The following is a 13,537-nucleotide window of genomic DNA, read 5'->3' as shown; positions in this document are numbered from 1 at the left end:
GCCTGACCCCGTGCTCCAGCAGGTTCCCTGGACGCCGACAGGTATAGTCCACTTCTCTCCGGCAGGGCAAGATCAAGAGCGCGTTTGGTCGGCAAGCTTTCCCGAGTTGAGACCTGTCCGAAATGTGGGACGACAAAACCGCAGGTCAGAGCGACCCCCGTGAGGCGATGGCCGACGATCGACGGATCGTCTCGCACAAAACGGACGGACCGCGCCCCCCCTTACGGGGAGACGCGGTCCGTGCTACTGGTGAGTCACCAGCGGGCCGGCTACTGCCGGATGAGCGAGCGGAGCACGTACTGCATGATGCCGCCGTTGCGGTAATAGTCCGCTTCGCCCGGTGTGTCGATACGGACCACGGCGTCGAACTCCACGCCGGTGTCCGTGCTGACCTTCACGGTGCTCGGAGTGGTGCCGTCGTTGAGTGCGGTGACCCCGGTGAAGGAGTACGCCTCCTCGCCGGTGAGCCCCAGCGTGGCCGCTGTGGCGCCTTCGGGGAACTGCAGGGGCAGCACCCCCATGCCGATCAGGTTGGAGCGGTGGATGCGCTCGTAGGACTCGGCGATGACCGCCTTGACGCCGAGCAGCGCGGTGCCCTTGGCGGCCCAGTCGCGCGACGAGCCCGAGCCGTACTCCTTGCCCGCCAGGACCACCAGCGGGATGCCCTGCTCGATGTAGTTGCGCGAGGCGTCGTAGATGAACGCCACCGGTGCGTCCGGGAGGGTGAAGTCGCGGGTGAAGCCGCCCTCCGTGCCCGGGGCGATCTGGTTGCGCAGCCGGATGTTGGCGAAGGTGCCGCGGATCATGACCTCGTGGTTGCCGCGGCGGGAGCCGTAGCTGTTGAAGTCGCGGCGCTCCACGCCGTGCTCGGTCAGGTACTGCCCGGCCGGGGTGTCGGCCTTGATCGCACCGGCCGGCGAGATGTGGTCGGTGGTGACCGAGTCGCCGAGCCTGGCGAGCACCCGGGCACCGCTGATGTCGGTGACCGGCTCGGGGTCCATGGCCATGCCCTCGAAGTACGGGGGCTTGCGGACATAGGTGGACTGCGGGTCCCACTCGAAGGTGTTGCCCGTCGGGATCGGCAGCGCCTGCCACTGGGCGTCGCCCGCGAAGACGTCGCTGTAGGAGCTGCGGAACATGTCCTCGCCGATCGCGGACGCGACCACGTCGTTGACCTCGGCCTCGGTCGGCCAGATGTCGTCCAGGTGGACCGGCTTGCCGTCCTGGTCGATCCCCAGCGCGTCCCGGGTGATGTCCAGCTTCATCGAGCCCGCGATGGCGTACGCGACGACCAGCGGCGGGGACGCCAGGTAGTTCATCTTGACGTCCGGGTTGATCCGGCCCTCGAAGTTGCGGTTGCCCGACAGCACCGCGGCGACCGCCAGGTCGGCCTCGTTGACCGCCTTGGAGACCTCCTCGGGCAGCGGCCCGGAGTTGCCGATGCAGGTGGTGCACCCGTATCCGACCAGGTTGAAGCCGAGCTTGTCCAGGTACGGGGTCAGGCCGGCCCGGTCGAAGTAGTCGGTGACGACCTTCGAGCCGGGGGCCAGGGTGGTCTTGACCCACGGCTTGCGGGTCAGGCCCTTCTCGACGGCCTTCTTGGCCACCAGCGCGGCGGCCACCATCACGTACGGGTTCGAGGTGTTCGTGCAGGAGGTGATGGCGGCCACGGTGACGGCGCCGTGGTCGAGCTCGTAGGTGCTGCCGTCCTCCGCCGTGACCAGGGTCGGCTTCGCGGGCACCCCGTTGTGGGTGGCCGGGGAGTCGGAGGCCGGGAAGGACTCCTTGCCCGCCTCCTCGTCGTCGGTGACGTAGTTGCGCACGTCGACGGCGAACTGCTGGGCGGCCTTCGCCAGCACGATCCGGTCCTGCGGGCGCTTGGGCCCGGCGATGGAGGGCACGACCGTGGACAGGTCGAGCTCCAGCTTCTCCGAGTAGTCGGGCTCCGCGGCCGGGTCGAGCCACAGGCCCTGCTCCTTGGCGTACGCCTCGACCAGCGCCACCTGCTGCTCGGACCTGCCGGTCAGCTTGAGGTAGCTGATCGTCTCGGCGTCGATCGGGAAGATCGCCGCGGTGGAGCCGAACTCCGGCGACATGTTGCCGATCGTGGCGCGGTTGGCGAGCGAGGTGGCGCCGACGCCCTCGCCGTAGAACTCGACGAACTTGCCGACCACCCCGTGCTTGCGCAGCATCTCGGTGATGGTGAGCACCAGGTCGGTGGCGGTGGTGCCGGTGGGCAGCTCGCCGGTCAGCTTGAAGCCGACCACCCGCGGGATGAGCATCGACACCGGCTGGCCGAGCATCGCGGCCTCGGCCTCGATGCCGCCGACGCCCCAGCCGAGCACGCCGAGGCCGTTGACCATGGTGGTGTGGGAGTCGGTGCCGACCAGGGTGTCGGGGTACGCCTGGCCGTTCCTGACCATGACGGTGCGGGCCAGGTGCTCGATGTTCACCTGGTGGACGATCCCGGTGCCGGGCGGGACCACCTTGAACTCGTCGAAGGCGGTCTGGCCCCAGCGCAGGAACTGGTAGCGCTCCTTGTTCCGGCCGTACTCCAGCTCGACGTTCTGCGCGAACGAGTCGGGGGTGCCGAAGCGGTCGGCGATCACCGAGTGGTCGATGACCAGCTCGGCCGGCGCCAGCGGGTTGATACGGGCCGGGTCGCCGCCCAGCTCCTTCACCGCCTCGCGCATGGTGGCCAGGTCCACCACGCACGGCACACCGGTGAAGTCCTGCATGATCACCCGGGCCGGCGTGAACTGGATCTCCTGGCTCGGCTGCGCCTGGGAGTCCCAGCCGCCGACCGCGCGGATGTGCCCGGCGGTGATGTTCGCGCCGTCCTCCGTGCGGAGCAGATTCTCCAGCAGCACCTTCAGGCTGTACGGCAGCCGGGCTGAGCCCTCCACCTTGTCCAGCCGGAAGATCTCGTACGACTCGTCGCCCACCTGCAGTGTGCTGCGGGCGTCGAAGCTGTTCGCCGACACGGCAGTCTCCTTCATGCGTCGTCCTGCGTCCTTGCGCGCGCATCCCCGCTGCCCGCTGCAAGCGCGGTCGCGGTACGCCTCGGCAGATATCTCGATGTCGAGATAACTCTAGTACATGACGGCCCGAGGTTCATGTGCGGAGGCCGGTGTCCTGTCTCCGCGACGGCCCGGACCTCCCCCCGGCGGCCACGGGGCCGGCCGGCCCACCCGGCACCGGCGCTCCCGGCGGCCGCCGCTGCGGGCCCTCCCGCGCCCGCCGGTCCTGCGCGCCCTGAGTGCGCCAGGGCGGGACTTGCGCGGGTCCCGTGGGGCGGTGGTACCAAGGGGGATGACGGGACGTCAATGCCGTCGACCAAGCACCCACGGGGGTTCTCGCACCATGCACGGTGGAGTCGCACTCACCGCCTATCTCGTCAACGAGTCACGGGCCCGCAGGCCCGACCTCGCCGCCGACCCGCTCGCCGCGGCCTGGATCCCGCAGGGCGATCGGCCGGGGGTCAAGGAGCTCTGGCAGGAGTACGCCGACGCCGTCTACCCGCACGACGACCTCGTCGTCGCGCTGCGCGGCCGCTTCATCGCCGACGTGCTGGGCACGGCGCTCGAGGCGGACCCCGACACCGTGCTCGTGGTCTGCGGCGCGGGCTTCTCCTCGTATCCCTGGCTGCTGCCCTTCCCCGTCGCCCTGGAGGTCGACCTGCCCGGGATGGCGCAGGCCAAGCAGCGGCGGGCGGCGGAGCTGGCGGCCGCCGGGACGCTCCCGCCGCGCGACGTCCGGCACCTCGCGGCGGACCTGGGCAGCGCCGCCGACCGCGACCGGGTGGCCGCGGCGGTGCGCGAGCTGGCCGCAGGGCGCCCGGTGGCCTACGTGGTGGAGGGCGTCCTTTTCTATCTGCCGCCGGACGACGCGCTGGCGGTGGCCGCGCTGGGCGCCGGCTTCGGCGGCACCGCGGTCACCGCGGTGAGCTACTGGCCCGCCGCCGCGTCGGGCAGCACGGTGCTGGCCGGGCAGCGGGACTGGTTCCGCAGCCGCGCGATACCGCCGGAGGCCTCGTACCTGACCAACGGGGAGCTGACCTCGCTGCTGGGCAGGCCGCTGCTCGACCTCGGCCCCGAGGACCTCCAGCGCCGCTACCTGGGCGCGGTGACCGTGCCCGAGTCCGAGCTGATCCCCGAGTACGTGGCGGTGGCGCGGTGAGCCGCGGTCCGCGGGAGGTGCTGCACCTCCAGAGCCGTGCGTACCCGCTGCACCACCGCTCCCCGGCGACCGCGATGGAATTGGTCGCGGTGCCCGGCCACGGTGAGCTGCAACCGGTCGTCGGCGGCCTGAAGTCGCTGGCCTACAACCCCGACAGCACCATCGAGCTGGACCTGACCGCCGTGGTCATCGGCTCGGTCTCACTGCCGGGCACGGAGATCCTGGCCTGCCATGCCAGGATCCTGACCGCGGGCACCGTCCTGGTGATCTACGCGCTGCGGCACGAGCAGGACCTGCGGGAGCTGGCGCTGCCGGACCTCGACGCGCTGGACTCCGAGGTCAACAGGACGCTGCGGGAGGCCGACGCCGCGATCCTGGCCGCGGTGCTGAGCGCCTCGGTGACCAGCGGCCTGGTGCAGGGCATCGCACTGCGGCCGGACCTGGCACTCAACGGCTCGCAGTCGCCGATCGACCGCCAGTCGGCGCGCTACAACTGCCACTTCGTCACCGAGGACCCGCCATGGGAGTCCGACGCCCGGGTGCCCGCGCTGATCTCGGGGCCCGACTGCCGGATACTCCTGCCGTACACCTACGCCTGGGACTGCGACCCGGCGACTCCGCTGATGGAGCTGCTGACCATGACCGAGCCGACCGACATCGCGGTGGCGCAGCAGTCCCTGCTGGTCGGCGCGCTGATCGCCGGGCGCTGGGTGCTCGGCGACCTGGCGCACGGCCACCCGGAGAGCACCGATGTGCACGCCTTCCGCCGCTTCCTCGACGGCCTGTGGGCCGACTTCCACCATCTCGACGGCTATCGCATCGAGTCGACCCAGGCCCACCGGGCCAGCTACCTGTCCGCGCGGCAGGTGATCGGGCTCGACGACACGCAGGAGCGGGCGGACAAGCTGCTCAGCTATGTGAGCAACTCGCTGCTTGCCGCCTCCTCGCAGCGCTCCGAGGCACTCGACACCCGGCTCAACCGGGTCGCGGCGGCTCTGGCCGTGGTCAGCGCCGCGTCCTTCGGTCTCGACATCGCCGTCTTCGTGCTGCCGCAGGTGTCGCTCGCGGCCAAACTGGGCGTGGTCGTCGGCCTGATCGGGATGGCGGTGTCCTGTCTGATGGCGGTGATCGTGCCGCGGGTCAAGCGGCCCTCGGACGCGGTGCCGCGACGCCGCACCTGGTCAGCCCGGCTGTGACCTGTGTGGCAGGGGTTGCGCGACGGGCCGCAGTGGGTACGGTGAAGTGCGTCGGCGATGCTCTCCGCGGGGCCGTACGGGTCACGGCGATGCGCGCCACGGATGGCGGTACCCGCGTTGCCCTATCTCATATATGAGATAGGGTCACTAATATGACCGACGACTACCTCGCACGTATCGGCAGACTCATCAGGGACGCCCGACAGCATCGGGGCTGGACACAGACCCATCTCGCGGACGCGCTCGGCACCAGCCAGAGCGCGGTGAACCGGATCGAGCGGGGCAACCAGAACATCAGCCTTGAGATGATCGCCAGGATCGGCGAGGCCCTGGACAGCGAGATCGTCTCGCTCGGCTACTCGGGACCCATGCACCTGCGGGTGGTCGGCGGCCGCCGGCTGTCCGGGGCCATAGACGTCAAGACCAGCAAGAACGCCTGCGTGGCGCTGCTCTGCGCGACCCTGCTCAACGCGGGGCGCACCACGCTGCGCCGGGTCGCCAGGATCGAGGAGGTCTACCGCATCCTCGAAGTGCTCGGCAGCATCGGTGTGCGCACCCGGTGGATCAACGACGGCAACGACCTGGAGATCGTGCCGCCCGCCACGCTGGACCTGGCCGCCATGGACACCGAGGCGGCCCGCCGCACCCGCAGCGTGATCATGTTCCTCGGCCCGCTGCTGCACCGCACCGACCGCTTCAGGATCCCGTACGCCGGCGGCTGCGACCTCGGCACCCGTACGGTCCAGCCGCACATGAACGCGTTGCGGCACTTCGGCCTCGACGTCACCGCGACCGACGGGTCCTACCACGCCGAGGTGACCGGCGGCGTCGCCCCGCACCGCCCGATCGTCCTGACCGAGCGCGGCGACACCGTGACCGAGAACGCGCTGCTGGCCGCCGCCCGCTACGAGGGCGTCACCGTCATCCGCAACGCCAGCTCCAACTACATGGTCCAGGACCTGTGCTTCTTCCTGGAGGAGCTGGGTGTACGGGTCGAGGGCATCGGCACCACGACGCTGACCGTGCACGGCGTGGCGCACATCGACCGCGACGTCGACTACGCCCCGTCCGAGGACCCGGTCGAGGCGATGAGCCTGCTGGCCGCGGCCGTGGTCACCGAGTCCGAGCTGACCATCCGCCGGGCGCCGATCGAGTTCCTGGAGATCGAGCTCGCGGTGCTCGAGGAGATGGGCCTGGACTTCGAGGCCACCCCGGAATACCGCGCGGACAACGGCCGCACCCGCCTGGTGGACCTCACCGTCCGCCCGTCCAAGCTGCGCTCGCCCATCGACAAGATCCACCCGATGCCCTTCCCCGGGCTCAACATCGACAACGTGCCCTTCTTCGCGGCCATCGCCGCCACCGCACAGGGCTCGACCCTCATCCACGACTGGGTCTACGACAACCGGGCGATCTACCTCACGGAGCTCACCCGGCTGGGCGCCGCCGTCAAACTCCTCGACCCGCACCGGATCATGGTCGAGGGCCCGACCCGCTGGCGCGCATCGGAGATGATGTGCCCGCCGGCACTGCGCCCCGCGGTGGTCGTCCTGCTGGCCATGATGGCGGCCGAGGGCACCTCGGTGCTGCGCAACGTCTACGTCATCAACCGCGGTTACGAGGACCTGGCGGAGCGGCTGAACACCATCGGCGCGCAGATCGAGATCTTCCGCGACATCTGACGTCCCGTGCCCGCGCTGCGGGCCTGACGTCCGGCACCCGGCATCCGGAGGTCCGTCGTCCGGTTCCGGCCCGGCGTCCGACGAAGGAGCGGCGCCGCACCCGAGCTGACGGGGTGCGGCGCCGCTTTGCGTTCCCTCGGCGGGGGACCGCCGCGATGCGGCCTGGCCCCGGGGATGGCCGGGGCCGGGCGCCCCGGGATGCCCTGCCGCTCCCGGGGCGCCCGGCGACGGGGCCGGCATCGGGTACGGCATCGGGGTGCGGCCTCCGAAACCCCGCGCGTGGGGGGGCGCGAGGCAGTGCGCGGGCGCGCGAAGATCCGCGCGCCCGCGCACTGCCCCCAAGGGGAGGTTTGCACCACCAGTGCATGAAAGCACCCCCTTCACGCCATACCGGGTCGCGCCGCCCGCTGATTGGCTTGGTCCGCGGTCGGGTCGCCTGTCCCTCGGCGACCGGGTCGTGCACCTGTGTCCATCCGCCGGGAGGAAACGTGTCCACACCGGAAGCCGCCGCCGGCCCAGCCGTCGACGAACCGGTCCCCGAACCCGCCGTCGGCGAACAACGCACCAGCCTCGGCACCACGGCGGCACGCCTGCTCGCCACCACCACCAAGTCGAAACCGCAGATGCAGGCGATCAGCTCACGGTGGCTGCTCAAGGCTCTGCCCTGGGTCGACGTCGAGGGCGGCACCTACCGGGTCAACCGGCGCCTCCAGCTCCGCACCGGCCGGGGCCGGGTGCAGTTCGAGCACAACGGCGCCGACGACATCCGGGTCATCCCCCGGACGCTCACCGAACTGCCCGCGCTGCGCGGGTACGGAGACGACGACGTCCTGAAGGAGATCGCCTCCCGCTTCACGGTCCGGGAGGTACGGCCAGGCGAGCTGCTGTTCGAGGAGGGCCGGCCGGTCACCGAGGCCCACCTGGTGGTGCACGGCCGCTTCACCCGCTTCACGGCCGGCAGGTACGGCGAGGAGGCGGTCGTCGGCCTCGCCGGTGACGGCGACCACTTGGGGGACGAGGCCATCGGCCGGCCTGACCCGCTGTGGCCGGTCTCGGCGCGGGCCGAGACCGCGGGTGTGGTGCTGTCCATGCCGTGGCAGGACCTCATGGGGTTCACCGAGCGCGCACCCTCGCTCGCCGCACACCTGGCCGGTCACGCCGAGCGGCAGCGGCTGCCCGTGAACCGCAAGGGCGAGGCGGATGTCCCGATGCGGGCAGGCCACAGGGGCGAGCAGGCGATCCCCGCGGGCTTCGTCGACTACGAGCTCGCGCCGCGCGAGCACGAGCTGTCCCTCGCGCAGACGGTGCTGCGGGTGCACAGCAGGGTCGCCGACCTCTACGGCGACCCGATGGACCAGACCGAGCAGCAGCTCCGGCTGACGGTGGAGGCGATCCGCGAGCGCCAGGAGTGGGAGCTGGTCAACAACCGGGAGTTCGGGCTGCTGCACAGCACCGACTACGGCCAGCGCGTCAGCACCTGGTCGGGTCCGCCGACGCCCGACGACCTCGACGAGTTGCTGTCCATGCGGCGCGGGACCCGGCTCCTCCTCGCGCATCCCAAGGCGATCGCGGCCTTCTTCCGGCAGTGCAGCAAGCACGGCCTTGTGCCCGGTACAGCGACCGTCGACGGCCACCAGGTGCCGGCCTGGCGCGGCGTCCCGATCTTCTCGTGCGGCAAGATCCCGGTCAGCGCGCAGTCCACCAGCAGCATCATCGCGCTGCGTACCGGTGAGGCGGACCAGGGGGTGATCGGCCTGCACAGGACCGGTCTGCCCGAGGAGCACCAGCCCGGCCTGAGCGTGCGCTTCATGGGCATCGACACCACCGCGGTCGTCAACTACCTCGTCACCGCCTACTACTCGCTGGCGATCCTGGTCCCCGACGCGGCCGGGATCTTGGAGAACGTCCAGATCGGCCGAGCGGCCGAGTGAACGAGTGGAGTACGCAATGAGCGCTCCCGCGAACGCCGGCGCACCCCGCCTGCTGCCCGGACCGCCGACCCTCTCCCCCGCCCGGCGCAGTGGAGCGGTCCCCGGGCTCATGCACCGGCCCGCCGTGCCCGCCGACCCGGGGAAGGTCGAGGAGGTCGACCGCAGGCTGGAGGCCTGGGCACGGGAGCTCGACCTCTTCCCGCCGGCCTGGAAGGGCGACTTCGCCGGGTTCCAGTTCGGCCGGGCCGTGGTGCTCCAGCACCCGGCCGCGGTCGACCTGGACCGGCTGACCGCCGCGGGCGAACTGCTGCTCGCCGAGAACCTGGTCGACAGCTGCTACTGCGAGGAGGACGAGGGGCGGGGCGGATCGCACCGCGGGCTGGGGGGCCCGCTGATCATGGCCCAGTCCGCGATCGACCCCTTCCACGGCACGCCGGAGCTGGAAGCCCAGTGGCAGCACGGCGTGCAGGCCGACGGCCCGCTGCGCTCCTACCGCTGGGCGATGAAGGACTACGCGGCCTTCGCGACCCCCAGCCAGACCGGCCGCTTCGTGCACGACATCGCCCGCCTCCACCTGGGCTACCTCGCCGAGGCCGCCTGGGCGGAGACCCGGTACGCGCCCAAGGTGTGGGAGTACCTGGTCATGCGGCAGTTCAACAACTTCCGCCCGTGCCTGTCGATCGTCGACGCCGTCGACGGCTACGAGCTGCCCGAGGTGCTCTACGCCCGTCCCGAGATCCAGCGGATCACGGCCCTGGCCTGCAACGCGACGACCATCGTCAACGACCTCTACTCCTTCACCAGGGAGATGGAGAGCGACCCGGACCACCTCAACCTGCCGCAGGTGGTGGCGGCCAACGAGGGGCGCGGGCTGAGGGCCGGCTACCTGCGCAGCGTCGAGATCCACAACGAGGTCATGGCGGCCTTCGAGGAGGAGGCGGCCGCGCTGTCGGCGACCTCGCCGCTCATCGAGCGCTACGCCCGCAGCCTGTCCGACTGGGTGGCAGGCAACCACGAGTGGCACGCGACCAACAGCCACCGCTACCACCTGCCCAACTACTGGTGAGTCCAGGGCCGCCCACGGGCATACGCGGACCTCCGCTTCGTGGTGCGCACCGGCACCGCGAACCGATCGCGCCAGTGCGCAGAACAGCGCGACGACCAGCACCAGTACCAGCACCGCAAGGAGCCACCGTTGCCCATCCCCCAGTCCGGCGTCACAGCATCGCTGCCCGCCCAGTCCACGTACCAGAGCCGTGTCGCGGACTACTGGAACGCCGAGAAGAACCCGGTCAACCTCGAACTCGGCGGGATCGACGACCTTTACCACCACCACTACGGCGTCGGCGACGTCAAGTGGTCCGTACTCGACGAGGCCGACCCCGTCCGGCGCGCCGAGCGGGTCACCGCGGAACTGCACCGCCTCGAACACGCCCAGGCCGAACTCCTCGCCTCCCGCCTCGGGCCGCTCTCCCCCGCGGACCGGGTCTTCGACGCCGGCTGCGGGCGCGGCGGCGGCAGCGTGGTGGCGCACCAGCAGTACGAGTGCCACGCGGACGGGGTGACCCTGTCCACCAAGCAGGCCGACTTCGCCAACGGGCAGGCCCGCGCGCGAGGCATCGACGGCAAGGTGCGCTACCACCACCGGAACATGCTGGACACCGGCTTCCCGACCGGCTCCTACGCGGCGTCATGGAACAACGAGTCCACCATGTACGTCGAGCTGGACCTGCTGTTCGCCGAGCACGCCCGGCTGCTGCGGCGCGGCGGGCGCTACGTGGTGATCACCGGCTGCTACAACGACACCTACGGCCAGGCCTCCCGCGAGGTGTCCCTGATCAACGCCCACTACATCTGCGACATCCACCCGCGCTCGGAGTACTTCCGCGCGATGGCCCGCCACCGGCTGGTCCCGGTCCACGTCGAGGACCTGACGCAGGCCACCATCCCGTACTGGGAGCTGCGCAAGACCGCGGAACACCTGGTCACAGGTATCGAGGACACCTTCCTCACCGCGTACAAGAACGGCAGTTTCCAGTACCTCATGATCGTGGCCGACCGGGTCTGACCCGCGGCTCTGACGCCGGGCCGGGCGGTCGGCCCGGCGTCAGGCCAGGGTGGCGACCAGGACGGCCTTGATGGTGTGCATGCGGTTCTCCGCCTGGTCGAAGACCACCGAGTGGGAGGACTCGAAGACCTCGTCGGTGACCTCGAGTTCGGTCAGGCCGTACTGGTTGTGGATCAGCCGCCCGACCTCGGTGCCGAGGTCGTGGTAGGCGGGCAGGCAGTGCAGGAACTTCACGTCCGGCTTGCCCGTGGCCCGCAGCACGTCCATCGTGACCGCGTACGGCGCGAGCGCGGTGATCCGCTCGGCCCAGACCTCCTTGGGCTCGCCCATGGAGACCCAGACGTCGGTCACCACGAAGTCGCAGCCGCTGACGCCCTCGGCGATGTCCTCGGTCAGGGTGATGGCCGCGCCAGTGCTCTCGGCGAGCCGGTGCGCGCGGGCGACGACCTCCTCGCCTGGCCAGTACGCCTTCGGCGCGACGATCCGCACGTCCAGGCCCAGCAGGGCGCCGGTGATCAGATAGGAGTTGCCCATGTTGAACCGGGCGTCGCCGAGGTAGGCGAAGGCCGTCCCGCGGGAGGCCAGTTCCGCGACGCCGCCGGTGTGCTCGGCCATGGTGAGCACGTCGGCGAGCATCTGGGTGGGGTGCCAGTCGTCGGTGAGCCCGTTGTAGACCGGCACACCGGCGTGCAGGGCCAGTTCCTCGACCGCGGCCTGGCTGGAGCCGCGGTATTCGATGGCGTCGAACATCCGGCCGAGCACCCGGGCGGTGTCCTTGACCGACTCCTTGTGTCCGATCTGCGAGCCCGCCGGGTCCAGGTAGGTGGTGCGCGCACCCTGGTCGGCAGCGGCGACCTCGAAGGCGCAGCGGGTCCTGGTGGAGGTCTTCTCGAAGATCAGCGCGATGGTGCGGCCGCGCAGCCGCGGCTCCTCCGCGCCGGCCCGCTTGGCGGCCTTCAGGTCGGCGGCCAGCTCCACCAGACCCAGGAACTCCTCGGGCGTGAAGTCCAGCTCCTTGACGAAGTGGCGACCCTTGAGATCGACGGCCATGCGGGGACTCCTCGGTCGGTGGTTCATCCGGAACCATGGAAGTCTATACGAAGATAGGCATTCTTATACAGCTCTTTCCCGTACGCCCTTTCCGCTTCCGTACGGGCCCCCTCCTCCGGGATTCCCGGCAGCGGCGCAGCTCACACCGCGTCCCGCTCGATCGGGCAGCTCATGCAGCGCGGCCCGCCACGCCCCCGGCCCAGCTCGCTGCCCGGAATCTCGATCACCTCCAGACCCCGCTTGCGCAGGAAGGTGTTGGTGGTCGCGTTGCGCTCGTAGGCCACCACCACGCCCGGCTCCACCGCCAGCACGTTGCACCCGTCGTCCCACTGCTCCCGCTCGGCCGCGTGCACGTCCTGCGTCGCGGTCAGCACCTTGACCGAGTCCAGGCCGAGCGCGGCGGCGATGGCGCGGTGCATGTGCTCGGGCGGATGGTCGGTGACCTTGAGCTCGCCCTCCTCGCCACCGGGCTCGATCGTGTAGGACGGCAGCATCCCCAGCCCCGCGTACTGCGTGAAGGTGTCGCCGTCGACCATCGTCATCACCGTGTCCAGGTGCATGAACGCACGGCGCTTGGGCATGTCGAGCGCCACGATGGTCCGCGCGGAGCCCGCCGCGAACATCCCGCGGGCCAGCATCTCCACGGCCTGCGGTGTGGTCCGCTCGCTCATCCCGATCAGCACCGCGCCCGCCCCGATGACCAGCACGTCGCCGCCCTCGATCGTCGAGGGATAGGCGCTCTGGCCCTCCGACCAGACGTGGAAGCCGCCGCCGGCGAAGAGCGGATGGTGCCGGTAGATCGCCTCGAAGTGCACGGTCTCGCGTTGCCGGGCGGGCCAGCGCATCGCGTTGATGCTGACCCCGTCGTAGACCCAGGCGGAGGTGTCGCGGGTGAAGATGTGGTTCGGCAGCGGCGCCAGCAGGAAGTCGTCCAGGTCCATGGCGTGGAAGCGGACCGAGACCGGCTCCGCGAAACGGTCCAGGAACTCCCGCTTGGTCATCCCCCCGACCAGCGCCTCGGTCAGCTCGGCGGCGGGCAGCCGGTCGAAGGCCTCCCGCAGCGGCCCGGTGGCCAGCGGACCGTACTCCTTCTCGTCGAAGACCCGGTCGAGCACCAGGTCCTTCGCGGCGGCCGTCTCCAGCGCCTCGGTCAGCAGGTCCCCGAACAGGTGCACCTCGACACCGCGGTCGCGGAGCACGTCCGCGAAGCCGTCGTGCTCCGCGCGCGCCCTGCGCACCCACAGGACGTCGTCGAACAGCAGCGCGTCCTTGTTCGTGGGGGTCAGCCGCTTCAACTCCAGATCCGGCCGGTGCAGGATGACGCGGCGCAGCCGCCCGGTCTCGGAGTCCACGTGAAATCCCATGGAAGCAGAGCTTCCCACGACCCGCGCCCGATATCCCGTCTGTGACCCTCCCCACCGCGGCGCGCCC

General features: G+C 70.7%; 9 protein-coding genes. 6 read left to right on the top strand and 3 right to left on the bottom strand.

Features of this window, described 5'->3' with window-relative positions:
• Nucleotides 1-269: 269 nt before the first annotated feature.
• Nucleotides 270-2,984, bottom strand: coding sequence for an aconitate hydratase AcnA (gene acnA / locus ACGFMP_RS18685; protein ID WP_393673777.1), 2,715 nt, complete (start codon nt 2,982-2,984; stop codon nt 270-272).
• Nucleotides 2,985-3,363: 379 nt separating this feature from the next.
• Here acnA and ACGFMP_RS18680 point away from each other — a divergent pair, with 379 nt between their 5' ends.
• From ACGFMP_RS18680 to ACGFMP_RS18655, 6 genes are all read left to right on the top strand, one after another.
• Nucleotides 3,364-4,179: a class I SAM-dependent methyltransferase gene (locus ACGFMP_RS18680; protein WP_393673554.1), complete on the top strand. Its 816-nt coding sequence runs from the start codon at nt 3,364-3,366 to the stop codon at nt 4,177-4,179.
• The gene (locus tag ACGFMP_RS18675) at nt 4,176-5,375 is read left to right on the top strand and encodes a hypothetical protein (protein ID WP_393673552.1); all 1,200 of its coding nucleotides are present in this window, start codon (nt 4,176-4,178) and stop codon (nt 5,373-5,375) included. The genes ACGFMP_RS18680 and ACGFMP_RS18675 overlap by 4 nt, the downstream gene beginning before the upstream one ends.
• A 152-nt stretch (nt 5,376-5,527) precedes the next feature.
• Nucleotides 5,528-7,057, top strand: a complete 1,530-nt coding sequence (locus ACGFMP_RS18670) for a helix-turn-helix domain-containing protein (RefSeq protein ID WP_393673550.1) — start codon at nt 5,528-5,530, stop codon at nt 7,055-7,057.
• Nucleotides 7,058-7,545: 488 nt separating this feature from the next.
• Nucleotides 7,546-8,988, top strand: a complete 1,443-nt coding sequence (locus ACGFMP_RS18665; protein WP_393673548.1) for a family 2B encapsulin nanocompartment shell protein — start codon at nt 7,546-7,548, stop codon at nt 8,986-8,988.
• Between the two features lie 16 nt (nt 8,989-9,004).
• Nucleotides 9,005-10,054, top strand: a complete 1,050-nt coding sequence (locus ACGFMP_RS18660; protein ID WP_393673546.1) for a family 2 encapsulin nanocompartment cargo protein terpene cyclase — start codon at nt 9,005-9,007, stop codon at nt 10,052-10,054.
• Nucleotides 10,055-10,183: 129 nt separating this feature from the next.
• A complete protein-coding gene (locus tag ACGFMP_RS18655; protein ID WP_393673544.1) occupies nt 10,184-11,056 on the top strand; it encodes a geranyl diphosphate 2-C-methyltransferase in 873 nt (290 codons plus the stop codon).
• 39 nt (nt 11,057-11,095) lie between these two features.
• Here ACGFMP_RS18655 and argF read toward each other — a convergent pair whose 3' ends face one another.
• Together argF and ACGFMP_RS18645 are read right to left on the bottom strand one after the other, a co-directional pair.
• Nucleotides 11,096-12,106, bottom strand: a complete 1,011-nt coding sequence (gene argF, locus ACGFMP_RS18650; protein ID WP_393673543.1) for an ornithine carbamoyltransferase — start codon at nt 12,104-12,106, stop codon at nt 11,096-11,098.
• A gap of 140 nt (nt 12,107-12,246) precedes the next feature.
• The gene (locus ACGFMP_RS18645) at nt 12,247-13,470 is read right to left on the bottom strand and encodes an arginine deiminase (protein ID WP_393673541.1); all 1,224 of its coding nucleotides are present in this window, start codon (nt 13,468-13,470) and stop codon (nt 12,247-12,249) included.
• Nucleotides 13,471-13,537 lie beyond the last annotated feature (67 nt).

It is taken from the genome of Streptomyces sp. NPDC049040, assembly GCF_043197715.1.
Taxonomy (GTDB): domain Bacteria; phylum Actinomycetota; class Actinomycetes; order Streptomycetales; family Streptomycetaceae; genus Actinacidiphila.
The sequence above is the reverse complement of the archived record's forward strand: the minus strand, read 5'-3'. Positions and strand labels throughout refer to the sequence as shown.

What these genes read in the sequence shown, in the direction of transcription:
- ACGFMP_RS18680 (WP_393673554.1), top strand. Translation starts at nt 3,364, where the DNA reads ATGCACGGTGGAGTCGCACTCACCGCCTATCTCGTCAACGAGTCACGG.
- ACGFMP_RS18660 (WP_393673546.1), top strand. Translation starts at nt 9,005, where the DNA reads ATGAGCGCTCCCGCGAACGCCGGCGCACCCCGCCTGCTGCCCGGACCG.
- ACGFMP_RS18645 (WP_393673541.1), bottom strand. Translation starts at nt 13,470, where the DNA reads ATGGGATTTCACGTGGACTCCGAGACCGGGCGGCTGCGCCGCGTCATC.
- ACGFMP_RS18670 (WP_393673550.1), top strand. Translation starts at nt 5,528, where the DNA reads ATGACCGACGACTACCTCGCACGTATCGGCAGACTCATCAGGGACGCC.
- argF (WP_393673543.1), bottom strand. Translation starts at nt 12,106, where the DNA reads ATGGCCGTCGATCTCAAGGGTCGCCACTTCGTCAAGGAGCTGGACTTC.